This is a genomic window from Pseudomonas sp. WS 5146, from assembly GCF_012985495.1.
Lineage (GTDB): Bacteria > Pseudomonadota > Gammaproteobacteria > Pseudomonadales > Pseudomonadaceae > Aquipseudomonas > Aquipseudomonas edaphica.
On sequence record NZ_JAAQWL010000002.1, the window covers coordinates 500,128 to 517,236 of the forward strand.

Here is a 17,109-nt window from a genome sequence, read left to right on the forward strand (position 1 = left end):
GCTACAAAGGCCGCCTGAAAAGGCGGCCTTTTTTTACGCTTGCAGGAAACTTGGCTGATCCGTGACACTGTTCAGCCAGCATCACGCTTATTTCGTTGTGGAGATTGCCGTTATGGCCAACGAACTCTATACCCGTACCAATCAGAAAATTTACTTCGCGGGTTTGTCCCTGGAAGCCCTTGGCCGCGCCGAGGAAGGGAAGGAGATGAATGCCATCGCGCTGGTCCAGGCCGGGCGTGAGGCGGCGTTGTTCCACCTCTATGGCGCTTTGCTGGGCCTGTGCCATGAAATTGCCGGGTTCTACCGCTTGCCCCAGGCGGGCGCACCACGCGCAGAAATGCTCATGAACCGCGAAGTGCTGGACAGCATGGCGATTCCTGAACTGGCCGAACTGGTGGAAATGGCGCAGAGCCCCGACAGTTGGGTTGCTCGATTGCTCAAAGCGCATGCGGATATGTTCCAGCCGCCGCGTGTTCCCCATGTGCCCAAGGGTGATGTGACACAGCCGCTGATCGTGGCCGTTGCGCTGGGAGAGGATGAGCCCAAGCCCTTGAGCCGCGAAGAGCTGGAAAGCTGGCGCCAGGAGCTGAAGAAGATGGCGTTGCGGTTTCGTGAAGGCTTGAACGAGTGTTAAGAGGTTTGCGCTGAACAAAGGTGGGAGCTGGCTTGCCTGCGATAGGCTGGGTCAGCTTGCCGGCCATTTGCTGATGCACCGTAATCGCAGGCAAGCCAGCTCCCACATTGAGAGCAGTCTTGCCGAAGAGCACCATTCATCAAGCCGTTAAGAAACCTGTTCAGATCCTCAGCGAGGCTGGGTGGATGACTGATATAATCCCGGCCTTTCGTGGAGAACAGACTTATATGCCAACGTCCTTTCTGGAAATTGTAGAGTTGCCTGACGGCCGAATCGAGCTGCGCAGGGCCGAGGACGAGGGTTCTCTGGTTATTTTGGATTTTTCCGAAGATGCAAAAGTGTTCCTGCAGGGCCAACATGTAGAAGTGGCAAAAGCCATGTTGAGCGTTGGTGTGCAGATGGCTGGTCGCCTGGCCGAAGGCGAGCCGGAGAAGGAAGATGGGCCGCGGGTGCTTCACTGAGTAGCAATGACGCGCTGTCGGAAGTGTTCTGACGACCGGGCTTCTGTGGCGAGGGAGCTTGCTCCCGCTGGGCTGCGAAGCGGCCCTGAATAGATTTAATGCGCTGTATCAGGTATTCCACGGTGCCTGGTTTTGGGGCTGCTGCGCAGCCCAGCGCGAGCAAGCTCGCTCGCCACAACAAGCTCACCTGCCACAACAGGCTCGCCTGCCATAACAAGCCCATCCATACGGCTGGCCTGCAGCAGATCCCATTACCCCAATCGAATATTCAAACTCTGCGCATCGCCCGTGCGCGCGGCGCTGATCAGCTGCTGCTTGGCTGTTGCATTCAGCGGGTTCAACCAGCTCACCACCGTGTGGCTGCGCCCCAGGCGCAAGGCTTCGCACGTCAGTTGCTGAGCACTTTGCGCACCGCGCGGTTGCAGCAGCAGGATGCGCTCACGGTTGAGGCCGGCGTCCCGCAGCCAGGCCTGGGTCAGGCTGGCGGGTGGGGCAATCAGCGTCAGCCAGCGTGCGTCCAGCTCCTCGCTCAATTCTCGAAGGATCGGCGCCAGCAGGCTCAGGCAGCTCCCGGCAGCACCGCGCAACGACAGTTCACTGAACGCCTCAGGTTCGGAGCCCCAAGGGGCCTCGACCGCTTCCTTGAGAATGGGCGCAAGGGGTTGGGCCATAAAGGCCTCGAACAGCGACAGTTGTGTGTGTTGTGGGGTGTGCACGAGTTGCATGGTGCCTCCTTTAGCGGCGAATAACGCCGACGCTCAAGCCTTCGATCACCAGGTCCTGATCTTTCAGGTTCACTTCAATCGGGGCGAACTCAGGGTTCTCGGCCATAAGCCAGACCTTGCTGCCTTCGCGCTTGAAGCGTTTGACGGTGACTTCGTCGCCGATACGGGCGACGACGATCTGACCATTACGGGCTTCGCGAGTGGTGTGGACGGCCAGCAGATCACCGTCGAAAATGCCCACGTCCTTCATGCTCATGCCGTGTACGCGCAACAGGTAGTCGGCACGCGGATGGAAGAACGTCGGGTTGATGTTGCAGGACTCTTCGACGTGCTGCTGCGCCAGGATCGGCGCACCGGCGGCGACGCGACCGATGATCGGCAGGGTCGACTCGTCGGCCTTGGCTTCAAAGCCAGGGATGCGAATACCGCGTGAAGCACCTGGGGTCATCTCGATCGCGCCTTTGCGGGCGAGGGCCTTGAGGTGTTCTTCGGCGGCGTTGGGGGACTTGAACCCCAGTTCCAGCGCAATTTCCGCTCGCGTCGGCGGGTAGCCGTTGTCGTCGAGGCAGCGCTTGATAAAAGCCAGAATCTCAGCTTGGCGTGGCGTCAGTTTTAGCATGTTGATCGCTCTGTCTTTTTATACAGTGACTGGGATTATATACAGTGAACTGCGCTTGGCAATCATCCTTTTTTGGCACTCCGCTGGACGGTCGTCTGTCACTCTTCCTGCAAGGCATAGACAGCGCTGCCTACAGGGCGCGAAGGATGTGATTAAATAGCGATGAAATAGATGACTGCCCGGCCGGAAAACGGCCTCGCAGGCTTGACAAGACACACCCTGAAACGTATGTTTCAAACAAGTGTTTGTCAGGCGGAGTAGCCATGGCCCAGTCGGAAACCGTTGAACGCATTCTCGATGCTGCCGAGCAATTGTTCGCGGAAAAAGGATTTGCTGAAACTTCATTGCGGCTGATTACCAGCAAGGCTGGGGTTAACCTCGCCGCTGTGAACTATCATTTCGGCTCGAAAAAAGCCCTGATCCAGGCGGTGTTCTCGCGCTTCCTGGGGCCGTTCTGCGCCAGCCTCGACCGTGAGCTGGAGCGTCGCCAGACCAAGCCCGAAAACAAGCCAAGCCTGGAAGACCTGCTGGAAATCCTGGTTGAGCAAGCCTTGGTGGTTCAACCGCGCAGCGGCAATGACCTGTCAATCTTCATGCGCCTGTTAGGGCTGGCCTTCAGCCAGAGCCAGGGCCACTTGCGCCGTTACCTGGAAGACATGTACGGCAAGGTGTTCCGTCGCTACATGCTGCTGGTCAACGAAGCTGCTCCGCGTATTCCGCCGATCGAACTGTTCTGGCGTGTGCACTTCATGCTCGGCGCCGCCGCGTTCAGCATGTCCGGCATCAAGGCGTTGCGCGCAATTGCCGAGACCGATTTCGGCGTCAATACTTCCATCGAGCAAGTGATGCGCCTGATGGTGCCGTTCCTTGCCGCCGGCATGCGCGCCGAAACCGGCGTGACCGACCCGGTCATGGCCGCCGCCCAGTTGCGTGCGCGCAGCAAATCTACGCCGGCCGTCGCCAAGGCGTGATTGCCCCAGGTGTGCGCGGCGGCTAAGCTAGCCGCCATGCCGATTTCAGCTATTTATTCGCAACCCGTTGTGCTCGCTGCGCTTATTACGCCAGGTGAGGGCAACGGGTTGTGTGCGTTATTTAAGGAAAGTTTATGACTGCTGCCCTGCAAGGTTCGTTAATGGTCGATGTGGCCGGTACTTGGCTGACGGCCGAGGATCGCCAGTTGTTGCGCCAGCCTGAAGTGGGCGGGTTGATCATTTTTGCGCGCAATATCGAGCACCCGCGGCAAGTGCGCGAATTGAGCGCGGCCATTCGCGCGGTGCGCCCAGACCTGCTGCTGGCGGTCGATCAGGAAGGCGGGCGTGTGCAGCGCCTGCGCCAGGGCTTTGTGCGCCTGCCGGCCATGCGCCTGCTGGCGGATAAACCCAACGCCGAATACCTGGCCGAGCAGTGCGGCTGGATCATGGCCACTGAAGTGCTGGCGGTCGGCCTCGACCTGAGCTTCGCCCCGGTGCTTGACCTCGACTACCAACGCAGCGCCGTTGTTGGCACCCGTTCCTTCGAAGGCGATCCGGAGCGCGCTGCCGTGCTCGCGGGTGCATTCATTCGCGGCATGAACAGCGCCGGCATGGCGGCCACCGGCAAACACTTCCCGGGCCATGGCTGGGCCGAGGCGGATTCCCACGTCGCGATTCCAAACGACGAGCGCAGCCTGGAACAGATTCGCGCAAATGACCTGGTGCCTTTCGCACGCCTGAGCAAGCAATTGGCTGCAGTGATGCCGGCCCACGTCATTTATCCGCAAGTGGACGCCCAACCCGCCGGCTTCTCGCGTCGCTGGTTGCAGGACATTCTGCGCGGCGAGCTGCAATTTGATGGGGTGATTTTCAGCGATGACCTGTCCATGGCCGGCGCTCATGTGGTCGGTGATGCGGCCAGTCGAATTGAGGCGGCGCTGACGGCCGGTTGTGATATGGGGTTGGTGTGTAATGACCGTGCTGCTGCGGAGCTGGCACTGACTGCGGCGCAGCGCATGAAGGTCACGCCGTCGGCGCGGATTGCGCGGATGCGTGGGCAGGCGATTGCCTCTACGGAGTACAAGCAGGATCCGCGTTGGCTGGTGGCGCTTACCGCGTTACGCGATGCTCAGTTGATCGACTGAACACCGCGTCGCTGCCATCGCAGGCAAGCCAGCTCCCACTCTCGATTTGTGAATACATTCAAGGGTGGGAGCTGGCTTGCCTGCGATAGCGATCTAACCGTCAGCGCTTCTCTTGCTTGTTGGGCAACGGCGCAAACAACGCCTCGATATCCTCATTACCCAACTGCCAATCCCCGGTCGTGCGCCCATCCAGCACGCCTGCTGCCAGATCAGACTTTTCCTTCTGCAGGTGCTGGATCTTCTCCTCCACCGTGCCCCGCGCGATCATTTTATAGACGAACACCGGCTTCTCCTGGCCGATGCGGTACGCACGGTCGGTCGCCTGGTTTTCCGTCGCCGGGTTCCACCACGGGTCATAGTGGATCACCGTATCCGCCTCGGTCAGGTTCAAACCGACGCCGCCGGCCTTCAGGCTGATCAGAAAAATCTGCAGCTTGCCGCTCTGGAAATCCTTCACCGGCGTGCGCCGGTCGCGGGTCTGGCCGGTGAGTAATGCGTAGGGCACGCCGCGTTTTTTCAGCTCGGCTTCGATCAGGCTCAGCATCGAGGTGAACTGCGAGAACAACAATATTCGGCGCCCTTCGGCAAACAGCTCTTCGAGCATCTCCAACAGGCTGTCGAGTTTGCCTGAGCTGCTGCCACGGGCGGGCAGGGTGGCGTCGTTGACCAGGCGCAGGTCGCAACACACCTGGCGCAACTTGAGCAGCGCTTCAAGAATGATGATCTGGCTGCGCGCCACGCCCTTGCGGGTGATTTCGTCGCGCACCTTCTTGTCCATGGCCAGGCGCATGGTTTCGTACACGTCGCGCTGGGCCTCATTGAGGTCGACCCAATGGATGATCTCGGTCTTGGGCGGCAACTCGGTGGCCACCTGCTCTTTGGTGCGGCGCAGCAGGAAAGGTTTTATCCGACCGTTGAGGTGTTGCAAGCGCACCTCACTGGCGCGCTTTTCGATGGGCACGCGGTAATCGCGGTTGAAGCTTTTTACGTCACCCAGCCAGCCCGGCAGCAGGAAGTGGAACAGCGACCACAGCTCGCCCAAGTGGTTTTCCAGCGGCGTGCCGCTCAGGCACAGGCGCTGGCGAGCAGTGAGCTCGCGCGCGGCCTGGGCAGCCTTGCTGTTGGGGTTCTTGATGTACTGGGCTTCATCGAGGATCAGCACATGCAAGGGCAGGGCGGCGAGCGTGTCGATGTCCTTGGGCAGCAGCGCGTAGGTGGTCAGCAGCAGGTCATAGTCCTGCAAATGGGGGAAATGTTTCTTACGACCTGCGCCGTATAGCGCCTGCACCCGCAGTTGCGGTGTGAAGTGCGCCGCCTCATCCAGCCAGTTGGGAATCAGGCTGGTGGGCATCACCACCATGCACGGTCGGTCGAGGCGTCCGGCGGCCTTTTCGCTGAGAATATGCGCCAGGGTCTGCAGGGTTTTGCCCAGGCCCATGTCATCGGCAAGGATCCCGCCGACATCGAGCTGACGCAGCGACTGCATCCAGCTCAAGCCTTCCAGCTGATACGGGCGCAAGGTCGCGTTCAAGCCCTCGGGCGCCACGCAGGTGAAGTCCTTGATGTCGCGCAGGCGCTGGGCGAAATTGCGGATCTTCTCACCGCCTTCCCATTGCAGCGGCAGGTCTTCCAGCGGGTTCAGGCGAATGGCGTCGGCTTTGGCCAGACGCAAGCTGGTGGTGCCGGTTTCCTGTAGGTAAAACTCGCCAAGGGTTGCCAGCACCGGCTTGAGTCTGCCGTACGGCAACGCCACTTGCAGCGGGCCGTGGCCGTTGGGCAGGCCGGGAATATTCACCAGGATCAGCTCGTCGTCACGGCGCCGGGCAAGTTTTTCCGGGTTGAGGATTTCGGTATGCGAACGCATCAAGTTGAGCAAAATCGGCAACAGGCTCAGGCGCTCGCCATTGACGATAATCCCCAGCTCCAGGTCGAACCAGTCGCGTTCCGGGCCTTCGTCGACGGTGGCGTACCAGTCATCGACGGTGCTCAAGTCGAAACCGAAATCCTCATCGATCTGCAACTCCCAACCCTCGGCGCGCAAGGTCGGCGAGGCGTTGAGGGTGAAGTTCAACCAGGCGCTGTCATTGACCATTTCGAACAATTCACCGGCACTCTCCGGCAAGGCCTTGCTCTGGCGTGTAGCGATCTTGAAGCCCAGCAGGCGCAGTTGTTCGCGATAGGGTTGCTCCAGTTCCGGATGGCGCTTGATGCGCAGGCTCTGGGTTTCCTGGCGCACGATGATGTCGGCGTTTTTTTGCCCGCTGACATAGTTGCCCAGGTAATTGAACGACAGCGCCGCACGGTGCTGGATATAGCGCTGCATCTTGCCATTACGCGGTTCAAACGCGCTGAACTCCACGCTGGCCAGCCACAGGCGCGGCACTGGCCGCACATCTTCCATGACCACTTGTGGCAGCACCACGCGGTTATCCAGCACGGCCTGGAGTTTTTCCAACAACTCGGCATCTTGCGCGGCGGCCGGGTAGGCCAGGGTTTCCTGGACCTTGAGCAGCACGGCCGCGATGTGTTTGCAGTTGGTGTGTACCGGGCAGGTGCAGCGGCTGTCCACCAGGATCAGTGTGCCCTTGGCCGATTCGCGCAGCGAGATGGTTTGTCGGTAAACATTGCCGCCCGAGCCTTCGCAGCTGGCGATGATGGTGCTGTCGCCGGACTCGACGATGCGCACGCGGTTTTCCAGGGCGTAGCGCCGCCCGCGCTCAAGGCTTTGCTCTTTAAAGCGATTGGCCCACGAAGGGGCCAGGGGTTTGGTCAACGACGACGTCAGGGGCATGGCGCTGGATCAGTCCTGAATGTCGGGCGGTGGCGCACTGGGTGGTTTGGCGGTCAGCGAAGTGATCTTGATCAGCAGCGCCAAGTGGCCGCCATCCAGGTAATTGAGTTGGTTGTTCTTGGTGCGCACGTCTTGCTGGCTCAAGTGTTCGCTGGCAATCACGCTGCCATTGGCGTCGAACCGGTTGATCCAGAAATCCGCGTCGATATCGGTAAAACGCCCCAGTTGCAGGTTCAGCGTGCCTTCGATGGGGAACTGGCCGAACTGCTCCTGGCCGTCGGTAATGGCCAGCTTCACGGGTTGCTCGCCCAGGTTCTGATCCCAGGCGCGGTGCAGCAATACGGTGTAACTATTGTCCGCACTGAGCTTGTCGACGATGTTGCCCAGCCGCGGTGGGCTCAGCTTGTCGGTCGGCAACCGCGCAGCGCCGGCATCCCAGTTTTCCGGCGCGGCGCGGCTGTTGATCACCGGTTCGGCGTTCTGGCGCACCAGGATCATTTCAACCAGGTACGGGCTGTCGGCAAACGCCGAAGGTGCGACCACCACCAACACTAAGCTCAGAATGCGGAACAGGCGCATGGGGGCGTCCTTCAAGCAGATTTCGGGATGAGGCGCTCAAACAGCGCCTCCAGGGTATTGAAGCGTTCTTCGGCACGCTCCATCGGCACCATGAATTTGAACAGCGTAGCCCCTTCGAACTTGTAGCGGTTGGGTTGGCCCTGAATCAGTTTGATCAGCACCAATGGGTCCACCGGCGTTTGCGCCTCGAACTCGATGCGCCCACCCTGCGGCCCGGCGTCGACTTTCTTGATGCCCAGCTGTTCGGCCTGCAATTTCAGCAGCGTCAGGCGCACCAGGTTCTTGGTTGGCTCGGGCAGCAGGCCGAAGCGGTCGATCATCTCGACTTGCAAGTCCTTGAGGCCTTCTTCGTCGGTGGCCGAGGCGATGCGCTTGTACAGAATCAGCCGCGCGTGCACGTCGGGCAGGTAGTCCTCGGGAATCAGCGCTGGCAAACGCAGGTTGATTTCCGGGCCGCCGCCCAAGGGTTGGTCGAGGTTCGGTTGTTCGCCCTTGCGGATGGCTTTCACTGCGCGCTCGAGCATCTCCATATACAAGGTGAAACCCACGGCCTGGATCTGTCCGCTCTGGCCGTCGCCGAGCAGTTCGCCGGCGCCACGGATTTCCAGGTCGTTGGTGGCCAGTACAAAACCGGCACCGAGGTCCTGGGTATTGGCGATCGCTTCCAGGCGCTTTTCGGCATCGGAGGTGATCTGTTGGCGCGGCGGAGTCAGCAGGTAGGCATAGGCCTGGTGGTGACTACGGCCCACACGGCCACGCAGCTGGTGCAATTGCGCCAGGCCAAACTTGTCGGCGCGCTCGATGATGATGGTGTTGGCGCTTGGCACGTCGATGCCGGTCTCGATGATGGTCGAGGCAATCAGCACATTGAAGCGCTTGTGATAGAAGTCGCTCATGACTTGTTCGAGTTCGCGCTCGCGCATCTGCCCGTGGCCGATGGCAATACGGGCTTCCGGCACCAGTTCGGCGAGGTCGGCGGCGCATTTCTCGATGGTCTTCACGTCGTTGTGCAGGTAATACACCTGGCCGCCACGCAGCAATTCGCGCAGCAGTGCTTCCTTGACCGTGCTTTTGTTCTGCTCCATCACAAAGGTGCGCACCGACAACCGGCGCGCCGGCGGCGTGGCAATGATCGACAAGTCGCGCATGCCCGACACGGCCATGTTCAGCGTGCGTGGGATCGGCGTCGCAGTGAGCGTAAGAATGTCGACTTCGCTGCGCAGGGCCTTGAGCTGTTCTTTTTGACGCACACCAAAGCGGTGCTCTTCGTCGATGATCACCAGGCCCAGGTTCTTGATCTTCACATCGTCCGACAGCAGCTTGTGCGTGCCGATCACGATATCGATCTTGCCCTCGGCCAGGTCAGCGACGGCGGCGTTGACTTCCTTGGCGGATTTGAACCGGCTCATCACTTCCACGGTCACCGGCCAGTCGGCAAAGCGATCACGGAAGCTGTTGTAGTGCTGTTGGGCGAGCAGGGTGGTGGGTACCAGGATCGCCACCTGGCGGCCACCGTGCACGGCAATAAACGCCGCGCGCATGGCCACTTCGGTTTTGCCGAAGCCCACGTCGCCGCAGACCAGGCGGTCCATCGGCTTGGGCGCCAGCATATCGGCGCGCACCGCTTCGATGGTGGTTTGCTGGTCGGGAGTTTCTTCGAAGGCAAAGCCGGCGCTGAAGGTGGCGTAGTCGGCTTTCGGGTCGGCAAACGCATAGCCTTCGCGCGCGGCACGGCGGGCATAAATGTCGAGCAACTCGGCCGCTACGTCGCGCACCTGTTCGGCGGCCTTGCGCTTGGCTTTCTGCCAGGTCTCGGAGCCCAGGCGATGCAACGGCGCCAGCGCGTCGTCGCTGCCGGTATAGCGGGCGATCAGGTGCAGGCTGGCCACCGGCACATAGAGCTTGGCGCCTTCGGCGTATTCCATGGTGAGGAATTCGGCGGCCTGGTTGTCGATCTCCAGGGTCTGCAGGCCCAGGTAGCGGCCCACGCCGTGGTCGATATGCACCACCGGCGCGCCTTCGCGCAGCTCGGTGAGGTTCTTGATCACCGCGTCGTTGTTGGCGTCGGCGCGTTTTTCACGGCGCCGGCGCTGCATCACGCGCTGACCGAACAGCGGGCTCTCGGCGATGAGTGCCAGCGCCGGGTCGTCCAGCAACAAGCCTTCGTCCAGCGGCGCAATGGTGATCGCCAGGCGCTCTTTGCTGGCGACGAAATCCGGCCAGCTGTCGACGGTTTTCGGGCGCAGCTTCAGGCGTTCCAGTAATTCCAGCAGCACTTCGCGACGGCCGGCGGATTCGGCGGTAAACAGCACGCGGCCAGGGAAGTCGCCAAGGAAATTCGACAGCGCTTCCAGTGGCTGGGTGGCTTTGGCCTGGATCGCCAAGTCCGGCAACGTGCTTGCCGGGAAACGCTCGCGGCCACTGCCGGTGTCCACGTCCTGCTGGCTGGCGACCACGCGCGGCCAGTTTTTCAGGCGGGCGAAGCAGTCTTCCACCGGCAGGAACAGCTCGGCGGGCGGCAATAAAGGTCGCGACGGGTCGACGCGGCGCTCTTCGTAGCGGTTGCGCACGTCGTTCCAGAAGTTTTCCGCCGCCTGCTCGATGCCCGGCAGCGAGAACACTTGGGTGTCTGCGGGCAGGTAATCGAACAGGGTGGAGGTTTCGTCGAAGAACAGCGGCAGGTAGTACTCGATACCGGCCGGTGTAATCCCGCTGCTTAAATCCTGAAAGATCGGGCAGCGGCGGAAGTCGACGTCGAAGCGTTCGCGAAAGCGCGCCTTGAAGCGCGTGACCGCGTCTTTTTGCAGCGGGAATTCGCGCGCCGGCAGCAGCTTGATCGACTCTACTTTGTCGATGGAGCGCTGGTTGTCCGGGTCGAAGGTGCGCAACGTCTCGATTTCGTCATCGAACAGGTCGATGCGGTACGGCAGTTTGCTGCCCATCGGGAACAGGTCGATCAACGCACCACGCACCGCGAATTCGCCGTGTTCGTACACCGTGTCGACGCAGCGGTAGCCGCTGGCTTCCAGGCGCGTGCGCATCTGCTCTACATCGAGTTTCTGGCCGACATCCAGCACCAGGCTGCTGCCGAGCAGGAACTTGGTCGGCGCCAGGCGGTGCAGGGCGGTGGTGATCGGCACCACCAGCACGCCGTGCGCCAGTTCCGGCAGGCGGTACAGGCTGGCGATGCGCTGGGAAATGATGTCCTGGTGCGGCGAGAACAGGTCGTAGGGCAGGGTTTCCCAGTCGGGGAAATGCAGCACCGGCAAATCGGGGGCGAAGAAGCTCAGCTCCTGCTCCAGCCGCTCGGCGCTTTGGCTGTCGGCGGTGAGTAGCAGGGTAAAGCGCTTGGCTGCGCTGGCAGCCTCGGCAATGGCCAGGCTCAGGGCGGCACCGGGCAGGTTGCCCCAGTGCTGTTTACCTGCCGCGGCAGGGAGAAGCGGTAGACGCAGAACGGGCACGGAAGGTTGAGCTCCAAGCGTTGCGACAAAGTCGGTAATTGTAGCGGCCCAAGGTGCCGCCTGTCAGTTGCTGACTGAACCTATTACGGTTTGCAGGAAATGTAGTGGCTAAGACAAACAATGGCGGGTTTTGACTCAATATGTAGTGCCATTTTGTGCAGATGTTTCGGAGGGTTACGGACAAGTCGGCGTTGGCGCTCAACCAGCGGCCTTCTGGAAGCCGCGTATTTACTGGGCTGCAGCGGTGTGTGATTTTTTCGCAAGCACTTTTTGTTGCCTGACGCGCATTGCTCCGAGGCCGGTCGGGCGGCATAATGTAGCCCCTTTTTTCTGCCCCTACATGTGGAAGGTTCCCGTGACTCAGAAGCCCGACCAGTGTCTTGGTGAATGGATCGACCGTGAAGCACTCGCTGAAGCGATGATTCCGCTTATCGGTCAGCTGTACCGCAATAACAATGTGGTGAGCTCGATCTATGGCCGCAGCCTGATCAACCAGTCAGTCATCGCGATTCTCAAAGCCCATCGCTTTGCTCGCCATCGTTCTGCCGACGACAGCGAACTCTCCGTCCACGAAACATTCCCTCTGCTTAAAGCCATGAGCGAGCTCAAGCTCGGCGCGGCTTCGGTAGACCTGGGCAAGTTGGCTTACAAGTTCCGCAAAGAAGGTGCCGGCCGCAGCGCCGAGCAGTTCGTGCGTGAAGAAATGGCCGATGTGGTTGGCCAGCAAAACGCTGCAGCCCGCAAAGGCACCGACGTGGTGTTGTACGGCTTCGGTCGTATCGGCCGCCTGCTGGCGCGCATCCTGATCGAAAAAACCGGTGGCGGCGACGGCCTGCGCCTGCGTGCCATCGTGGTGCGTAAAGGCGCCGAGAACGACCTGACCAAGCGTGCCAGCCTGCTGCGCCGCGACTCGGTACATGGCCCGTTCAACGGCACCATCGTCATCGACGAAGAAAACAACACCATCACCGCCAACGGTAACCTGATCCAGGTGATCTACGCGAAGAACCCGGCCGAGGTGGATTACACCCAATACGGCATCAAGGACGCACTGCTGGTGGACAACACCGGTGTATGGCGTGATGCCGAAGGCCTGGGCCAGCACCTGGCCTGCCCAGGTATCGACCGCGTTGTGCTGACTGCGCCTGGCAAGGGCAAGCTCAAGAACATCGTGCACGGTATCAACCACGGCGAAATCACCGCTGACGACAAGATCGTGTCCGCCGCTTCCTGCACCACCAACGCCATCGTGCCGGTGCTGAAGGCTGTGAACGACAAGTTCGGCATTGTTAACGGTCACGTTGAAACGGTTCACTCGTACACCAACGACCAGAACCTGATCGACAACTTCCACAAAGGCGATCGCCGTGGCCGTAGCGCCGCGTTGAACATGGTGATCACCGAGACCGGTGCTGCCACCGCTGCTGCCAAGGCCCTGCCTGAGCTGGCCGGCAAGCTGACCGGTAACGCGATCCGCGTACCGACGCCGAACGTGTCGATGGCCATTCTCAACCTGAACCTTGAGAAAGCCGCCACCCGCGAAGAGATGAACGAGTACCTGCGCTACATGGCGCTGCACTCCGACCTGCATAAGCAGATCGACTTCGTTAACTCGCAGGAAGTGGTGTCCACCGACTTCGTGGGCTCGCGCCACGCCGGTGTGGTCGACGCTGAAGCGACCATTACCCAGGACAACCGCGTTGTTCTGTACGTGTGGTACGACAACGAGTTCGGCTACAGCTGCCAGGTGGTTCGTGTGATGGAAGACATGGCCGGGGTTAACCCGCCAGCATTCCCGCGCTAAGCCTTTGCGGTAAATGAAAAAGCCCCGACTGGTTCGGGGCTTTTTTGTGGCTGTTGGTTTTGTGGTGAATATCAGGGCCTCATCGCAGGCAAGCCAGCTCCCACATTTCGACTTGTGAACACCGTCAAATGTGGGAGCTGGCTTGCCTGCGATAGCGGTCTATCAGGCGCCGCCAACCACCGAAGCCTGCGCAGTCCGCAGTTCATGCCGATTGCCTTTAAACAGCACCAACGTCGCAATCAGCCCCAACACCGCCGCACCACTGAGCCAAATCCCTGGCGCCGCCTTGTTATCCAGCACATGGATCAGGTAAGTACAGGCCGCCGGCGTAAACCCACCAAAGGTCGCCGTTGCCAGGCTATAAGCCAGCGAGAATCCAGTGGTGCGCACTTCAATCGGCATGATCTCGGTAAGCGCCACCACCATCGCCCCGTTGTACGAGCCATACAGGAACGACAACCACAACAGCACGATCAGCAGATGGCTGAAACTCGGATTCGCCACCAGCCACGACAGCGCCGGATACGCTGTGAGAATTGCCAGAATCGTCGCACCCAGCAGCAAGGGTTTGCGCCCGATCTTGTCGGACACCGCGCCCATCACCGGCAGCCAGATAAAGTTGGAGATGCCCACGCACACCGTCACCAGCAATGCGTCGAAGTCAGACAGGTGCAGTTCGGCCTTGCCGAAGGTCGGGGTGTAAGCGGTAATGAGGTAGAACGACACGGTGGTCATCACCACCAGCGCCATGCCGGCGATGACGATGCCAAAGTTCTGGCCGATCGAACGCACGATTTCCTGCAGGGTAGGGCGGTGTTTACGTGCCTGGAACTCTGGGGTTTCCTCCAGCGAACGGCGAATCACGAAGATCACCGGCACGATCAGGCAGCCGATCAGGAACGGCACGCGCCAGCCCCAGTCGCCCATCTCTTCCGGGCTGAGCCAGTGGTTGAGGCCCACGCCGAGCAAACCGGCGAACACCACCGCAGCCTGCTGGCTGGCGGACTGCCAACTGACGAAAAAGCCCTTGCGGCCCGGTGTGGCGATTTCTGCCAGGTACACCGACACACCGCCCAGCTCGACGCCGGCAGAGAAACCCTGAAGCAGTCGACCGAACAGCACGATCAGCGGCGCGGCCACACCCAATGTGGCGTAGCCGGGCACGCAGGCAATCAGGATGGTGCCGGCGGCCATCAAGGCCAGCGTGATGACCAGGCCCTTTTTGCGGCCGTGGCGGTCGATATAGGCGCCAAGGAAGATTGCGCCCAGTGGCCGCATCAGGAAACCGGCGCCGAAGGTCGCAAGCGATAGCATCAACGAGGCAAACGCGCTGTCGCTGGGAAAGAAGGTCTTGGCAATGGCCGTGGCGTAGAAGCCGTAGACCATGAAGTCGAACATCTCGAGGAAGTTGCCGCTGACAACGCGAAAAATCGCTTTGCCTTTGCCCGTGGTAGTGGACATGTCATGCACTCATGTTGGCTGTCTTATTAGTGATCCCTGGTCATTACTCGTCCTTGCTGCAGTTTTGTAACCATATGTGTATTGGCCATTACCGGCAATAAAAATTGATAGCAAGCATGACTAAATGCGCAGTTGTCGAGGGCGATGAAAATCAAATGTGGGAGCTGGCTTGCCTGCGATAGCGGTGTGTCAGTCCGCAAATGAATGGCTGACCCACCGCTATCGCAGGCAAGCCAGCTCCCACAGGGTTCTTTGGTGTTTTTGGGGGCGTTGGTTAGTTCAGGAGGGCGTTGCGCAGGCTGTCCGACAGGCCTTTCGGCGCGAGCCAGATACCGAGGTAGGCCTTTGCCAATTCATCATCGCGACTGCTGAACACCACTTGCTCATTGATCTCCAGGCTCAGCCCACGCCCAGGACGAAAATCCAGGGCGTAACGGTCACCGCTGCGAATGTTGCGGAAACTGGCGTGCAGTTGGTCCAGCTCAGGCTTCAGGCGGGCGAGGGTTGCAGCGGATTGCTGACGTTCAAGGGTAGCCGTAGCGGCCTTGATCACATCATTGCGGTCGATGTCGCGAAAGTAATACAGCGCCAGGCGCACAGCCTTTTGCTGGTCCCAGGCCTGTTTGGCGCTGATATCAGCTGGAGCGTACAGCGCGGCCGCATACACATCCGCCCAGAGATACACCAGCACCGCCTGGTTTTTCAGCGCCAGCTCATGCGTTTGCGCAGCAAAACCGGCTTGCTTAAGCCGACTCGCTTCACTGGCGTGCGCTGTCAGCGAAAAAATCATCATTAAACAGAAAACCACATGCCGCATAATGGCCCCGCCTGCGAAGGTGCGTGTCAGCAGTGTAATGCCAGTTTGCAGTTCCTGTAGTAAAGGCAAGACTGGCCTACGACGCGACCAAGGGTTAATGTGCGCGGCGTTGAGCCTTATATAGACTGTGCCCCGGCTCACACACTTGAGCCAAAAATTTCCTTCATGCCCGCTGGCCGCGGCATGATTTAGCCAGGCGTCCAACCGTACGCCTGGCCTGTTCTGAGGAGTACGCATGGCTGTCTACAACTACGACGTGGTGGTACTGGGTTCCGGCCCGGCTGGAGAAGGTGCGGCAATGAACGCCGCCAAAGCGGGGCGCAAGGTGGCGATGGTCGATAGCCGTCGCCAGGTCGGCGGTAACTGCACCCACCTGGGTACCATCCCGTCCAAGGCCTTGCGTCACTCGGTGCGCCAGATCATGCAGTTCAACACCAACCCGATGTTCCGGGCCATTGGTGAGCCGCGCTGGTTCTCGTTCCCGGACGTGCTTAAAAGCGCCGAGAAAGTCATCTCCAAGCAAGTTGCGTCTCGCACGGGTTACTACGCCCGTAACCGCGTCGACCTGTTTTTTGGCACCGGCAGTTTCGCCGACGAGCAAACCGTCGAAGTGGTCTGCGCCAATGGCGTGGTCGAGAAGCTGGTGGCCAAGCACATCATCATCGCCACCGGTTCGCGCCCGTATCGCCCAGCCGATATCGATTTCCACCACCCGCGTATCTACGATAGCGACACCATCCTGAGCCTGGGCCACACCCCGCGCAAACTGATCATCTATGGCGCCGGCGTTATCGGCTGTGAATACGCCTCGATCTTCAGTGGCCTGGGTGTGTTGGTGGAGCTGGTCGACAACCGCGACCAGTTGCTGAGCTTCCTCGACTCGGAAATCTCCCAGGCGTTGAGCTACCACTTCAGCAACAACAACATCACCGTGCGCCACAACGAAGAGTACGAGCGGGTCGAAGGCCTGGATAACGGGGTGATTTTGCACCTCAAGTCCGGCAAGAAGATCAAGGCCGACGCCTTGCTGTGGTGCAACGGCCGTACCGGCAACACCGACAAGCTGGGCATGGAAAACATCGGGGTCAAGGTCAACAGCCGTGGCCAGATCGAAGTGGATGAGAATTACCGCACCTGCGTACCGAACATCTACGGTGCCGGTGACGTGATCGGCTGGCCGAGCCTGGCCAGTGCTGCGCATGACCAGGGTCGTTCGGCCGCTGGCAGCATCGTCGACAATGGCAGCTGGCGTTATGTGAACGACGTGCCGACCGGGATCTACACGATTCCCGAGATCAGCTCGATCGGCAAGAACGAGCACGAACTGACCAAGGCCAAGGTGCCTTATGAAGTCGGCAAGGCATTCTTCAAGAGCATGGCGCGTGCGCAGATCGCCGGTGAGCCGCAAGGCATGCTGAAGATCCTGTTCCACCGTGAAACCCTTGAGGTTCTCGGCGTGCATTGCTTCGGCTACCAGGCCTCCGAGATCGTGCACATCGGCCAGGCGATCATGAGCCAACCGGGTGAGCAAAATACCCTCAAGTATTTTGTGAACACCACGTTCAACTACCCGACCATGGCCGAAGCCTATCGGGTAGCGGCCTACGACGGCCTCAACCGGCTTTTTTGAGCGGCTCCGGC

At 60.4% G+C, this 17,109-nt stretch carries 13 protein-coding genes; 6 read left to right on the forward strand and 7 right to left on the reverse strand.

Annotation, left to right across the window (positions count from 1 at the left end; genetic code table 11):
- Nucleotides 1-112 precede the first annotated feature (112 nt).
- A complete protein-coding gene (locus tag HBO41_RS06855) occupies nucleotides 113-634 on the forward strand; it encodes a DUF6586 family protein (RefSeq protein WP_026013729.1) in 522 nt (173 codons plus the stop codon).
- Nucleotides 635-861: 227 nt separating this feature from the next.
- Entirely contained in the window at nucleotides 862-1,095 is a 234-nt protein-coding gene (locus HBO41_RS06860; protein ID WP_010212068.1) for a hypothetical protein, read from the forward strand.
- Between the two features lie 251 nt (nucleotides 1,096-1,346).
- Here the strand turns inward: HBO41_RS06860 and sulA are convergent, their stop codons facing one another.
- Nucleotides 1,347-1,820: an SOS-induced cell division inhibitor SulA gene (gene sulA, locus HBO41_RS06865; RefSeq protein ID WP_017137422.1), complete on the reverse strand. Its 474-nt coding sequence runs from the start codon at nucleotides 1,818-1,820 to the stop codon at nucleotides 1,347-1,349.
- Between the two features lie 10 nt (nucleotides 1,821-1,830).
- Nucleotides 1,831-2,439, reverse strand: a complete 609-nt coding sequence (gene lexA / locus HBO41_RS06870; protein WP_017137423.1) for a transcriptional repressor LexA — start codon at nucleotides 2,437-2,439, stop codon at nucleotides 1,831-1,833.
- 263 nt (nucleotides 2,440-2,702) lie between these two features.
- Between lexA and HBO41_RS06875 the strand changes: the two genes are divergently transcribed.
- Nucleotides 2,703-3,410, forward strand: coding sequence for a TetR/AcrR family transcriptional regulator (locus HBO41_RS06875; RefSeq protein WP_017137424.1), 708 nt, complete (start codon nucleotides 2,703-2,705; stop codon nucleotides 3,408-3,410).
- A 134-nt stretch (nucleotides 3,411-3,544) separates the two neighbouring features.
- The gene (gene nagZ / locus HBO41_RS06880) at nucleotides 3,545-4,555 is read left to right on the forward strand and encodes a beta-N-acetylhexosaminidase (protein WP_017137425.1); all 1,011 of its coding nucleotides are present in this window, start codon (nucleotides 3,545-3,547) and stop codon (nucleotides 4,553-4,555) included.
- A 100-nt stretch (nucleotides 4,556-4,655) separates the two neighbouring features.
- Here the strand turns inward: nagZ and HBO41_RS06885 are convergent, their stop codons facing one another.
- The 3 genes from HBO41_RS06885 to mfd are packed head-to-tail and all read right to left on the reverse strand — an operon-like array spanning nucleotide 4,656 to nucleotide 11,386.
- A complete protein-coding gene (locus tag HBO41_RS06885; RefSeq protein WP_099548677.1) occupies nucleotides 4,656-7,346 on the reverse strand; it encodes a DEAD/DEAH box helicase in 2,691 nt (896 codons plus the stop codon).
- A gap of 9 nt (nucleotides 7,347-7,355) precedes the next feature.
- Nucleotides 7,356-7,925 carry a CsiV family protein gene (locus HBO41_RS06890; protein ID WP_058419621.1) on the reverse strand — a complete coding sequence of 190 codons (570 nt, stop codon included), beginning with the start codon at nucleotides 7,923-7,925 and terminating at the stop codon, nucleotides 7,356-7,358.
- 11 nt (nucleotides 7,926-7,936) lie between these two features.
- Nucleotides 7,937-11,386: a transcription-repair coupling factor gene (mfd, locus tag HBO41_RS06895; RefSeq protein ID WP_017137428.1), complete on the reverse strand. Its 3,450-nt coding sequence runs from the start codon at nucleotides 11,384-11,386 to the stop codon at nucleotides 7,937-7,939.
- 340 nt (nucleotides 11,387-11,726) lie between these two features.
- On the opposite strand from mfd, the gene HBO41_RS06900 reads away from it, so the two are divergent.
- Nucleotides 11,727-13,190 carry a glyceraldehyde-3-phosphate dehydrogenase gene (locus tag HBO41_RS06900; protein WP_017137429.1) on the forward strand — a complete coding sequence of 488 codons (1,464 nt, stop codon included), beginning with the start codon at nucleotides 11,727-11,729 and terminating at the stop codon, nucleotides 13,188-13,190.
- Nucleotides 13,191-13,352: 162 nt separating this feature from the next.
- Here the strand turns inward: HBO41_RS06900 and HBO41_RS06905 are convergent, their stop codons facing one another.
- Nucleotides 13,353-14,651, reverse strand: a complete 1,299-nt coding sequence (locus tag HBO41_RS06905) for an MFS transporter (protein ID WP_017137430.1) — start codon at nucleotides 14,649-14,651, stop codon at nucleotides 13,353-13,355.
- 274 nt (nucleotides 14,652-14,925) lie between these two features.
- Nucleotides 14,926-15,468, reverse strand: coding sequence for a chalcone isomerase family protein (locus tag HBO41_RS06910; protein ID WP_138454216.1), 543 nt, complete (start codon nucleotides 15,466-15,468; stop codon nucleotides 14,926-14,928).
- A gap of 235 nt (nucleotides 15,469-15,703) precedes the next feature.
- Here HBO41_RS06910 and sthA point away from each other — a divergent pair, with 235 nt between their 5' ends.
- Nucleotides 15,704-17,098, forward strand: coding sequence for a Si-specific NAD(P)(+) transhydrogenase (gene sthA, locus HBO41_RS06915; RefSeq protein ID WP_017137432.1), 1,395 nt, complete (start codon nucleotides 15,704-15,706; stop codon nucleotides 17,096-17,098).
- Nucleotides 17,099-17,109 lie beyond the last annotated feature (11 nt).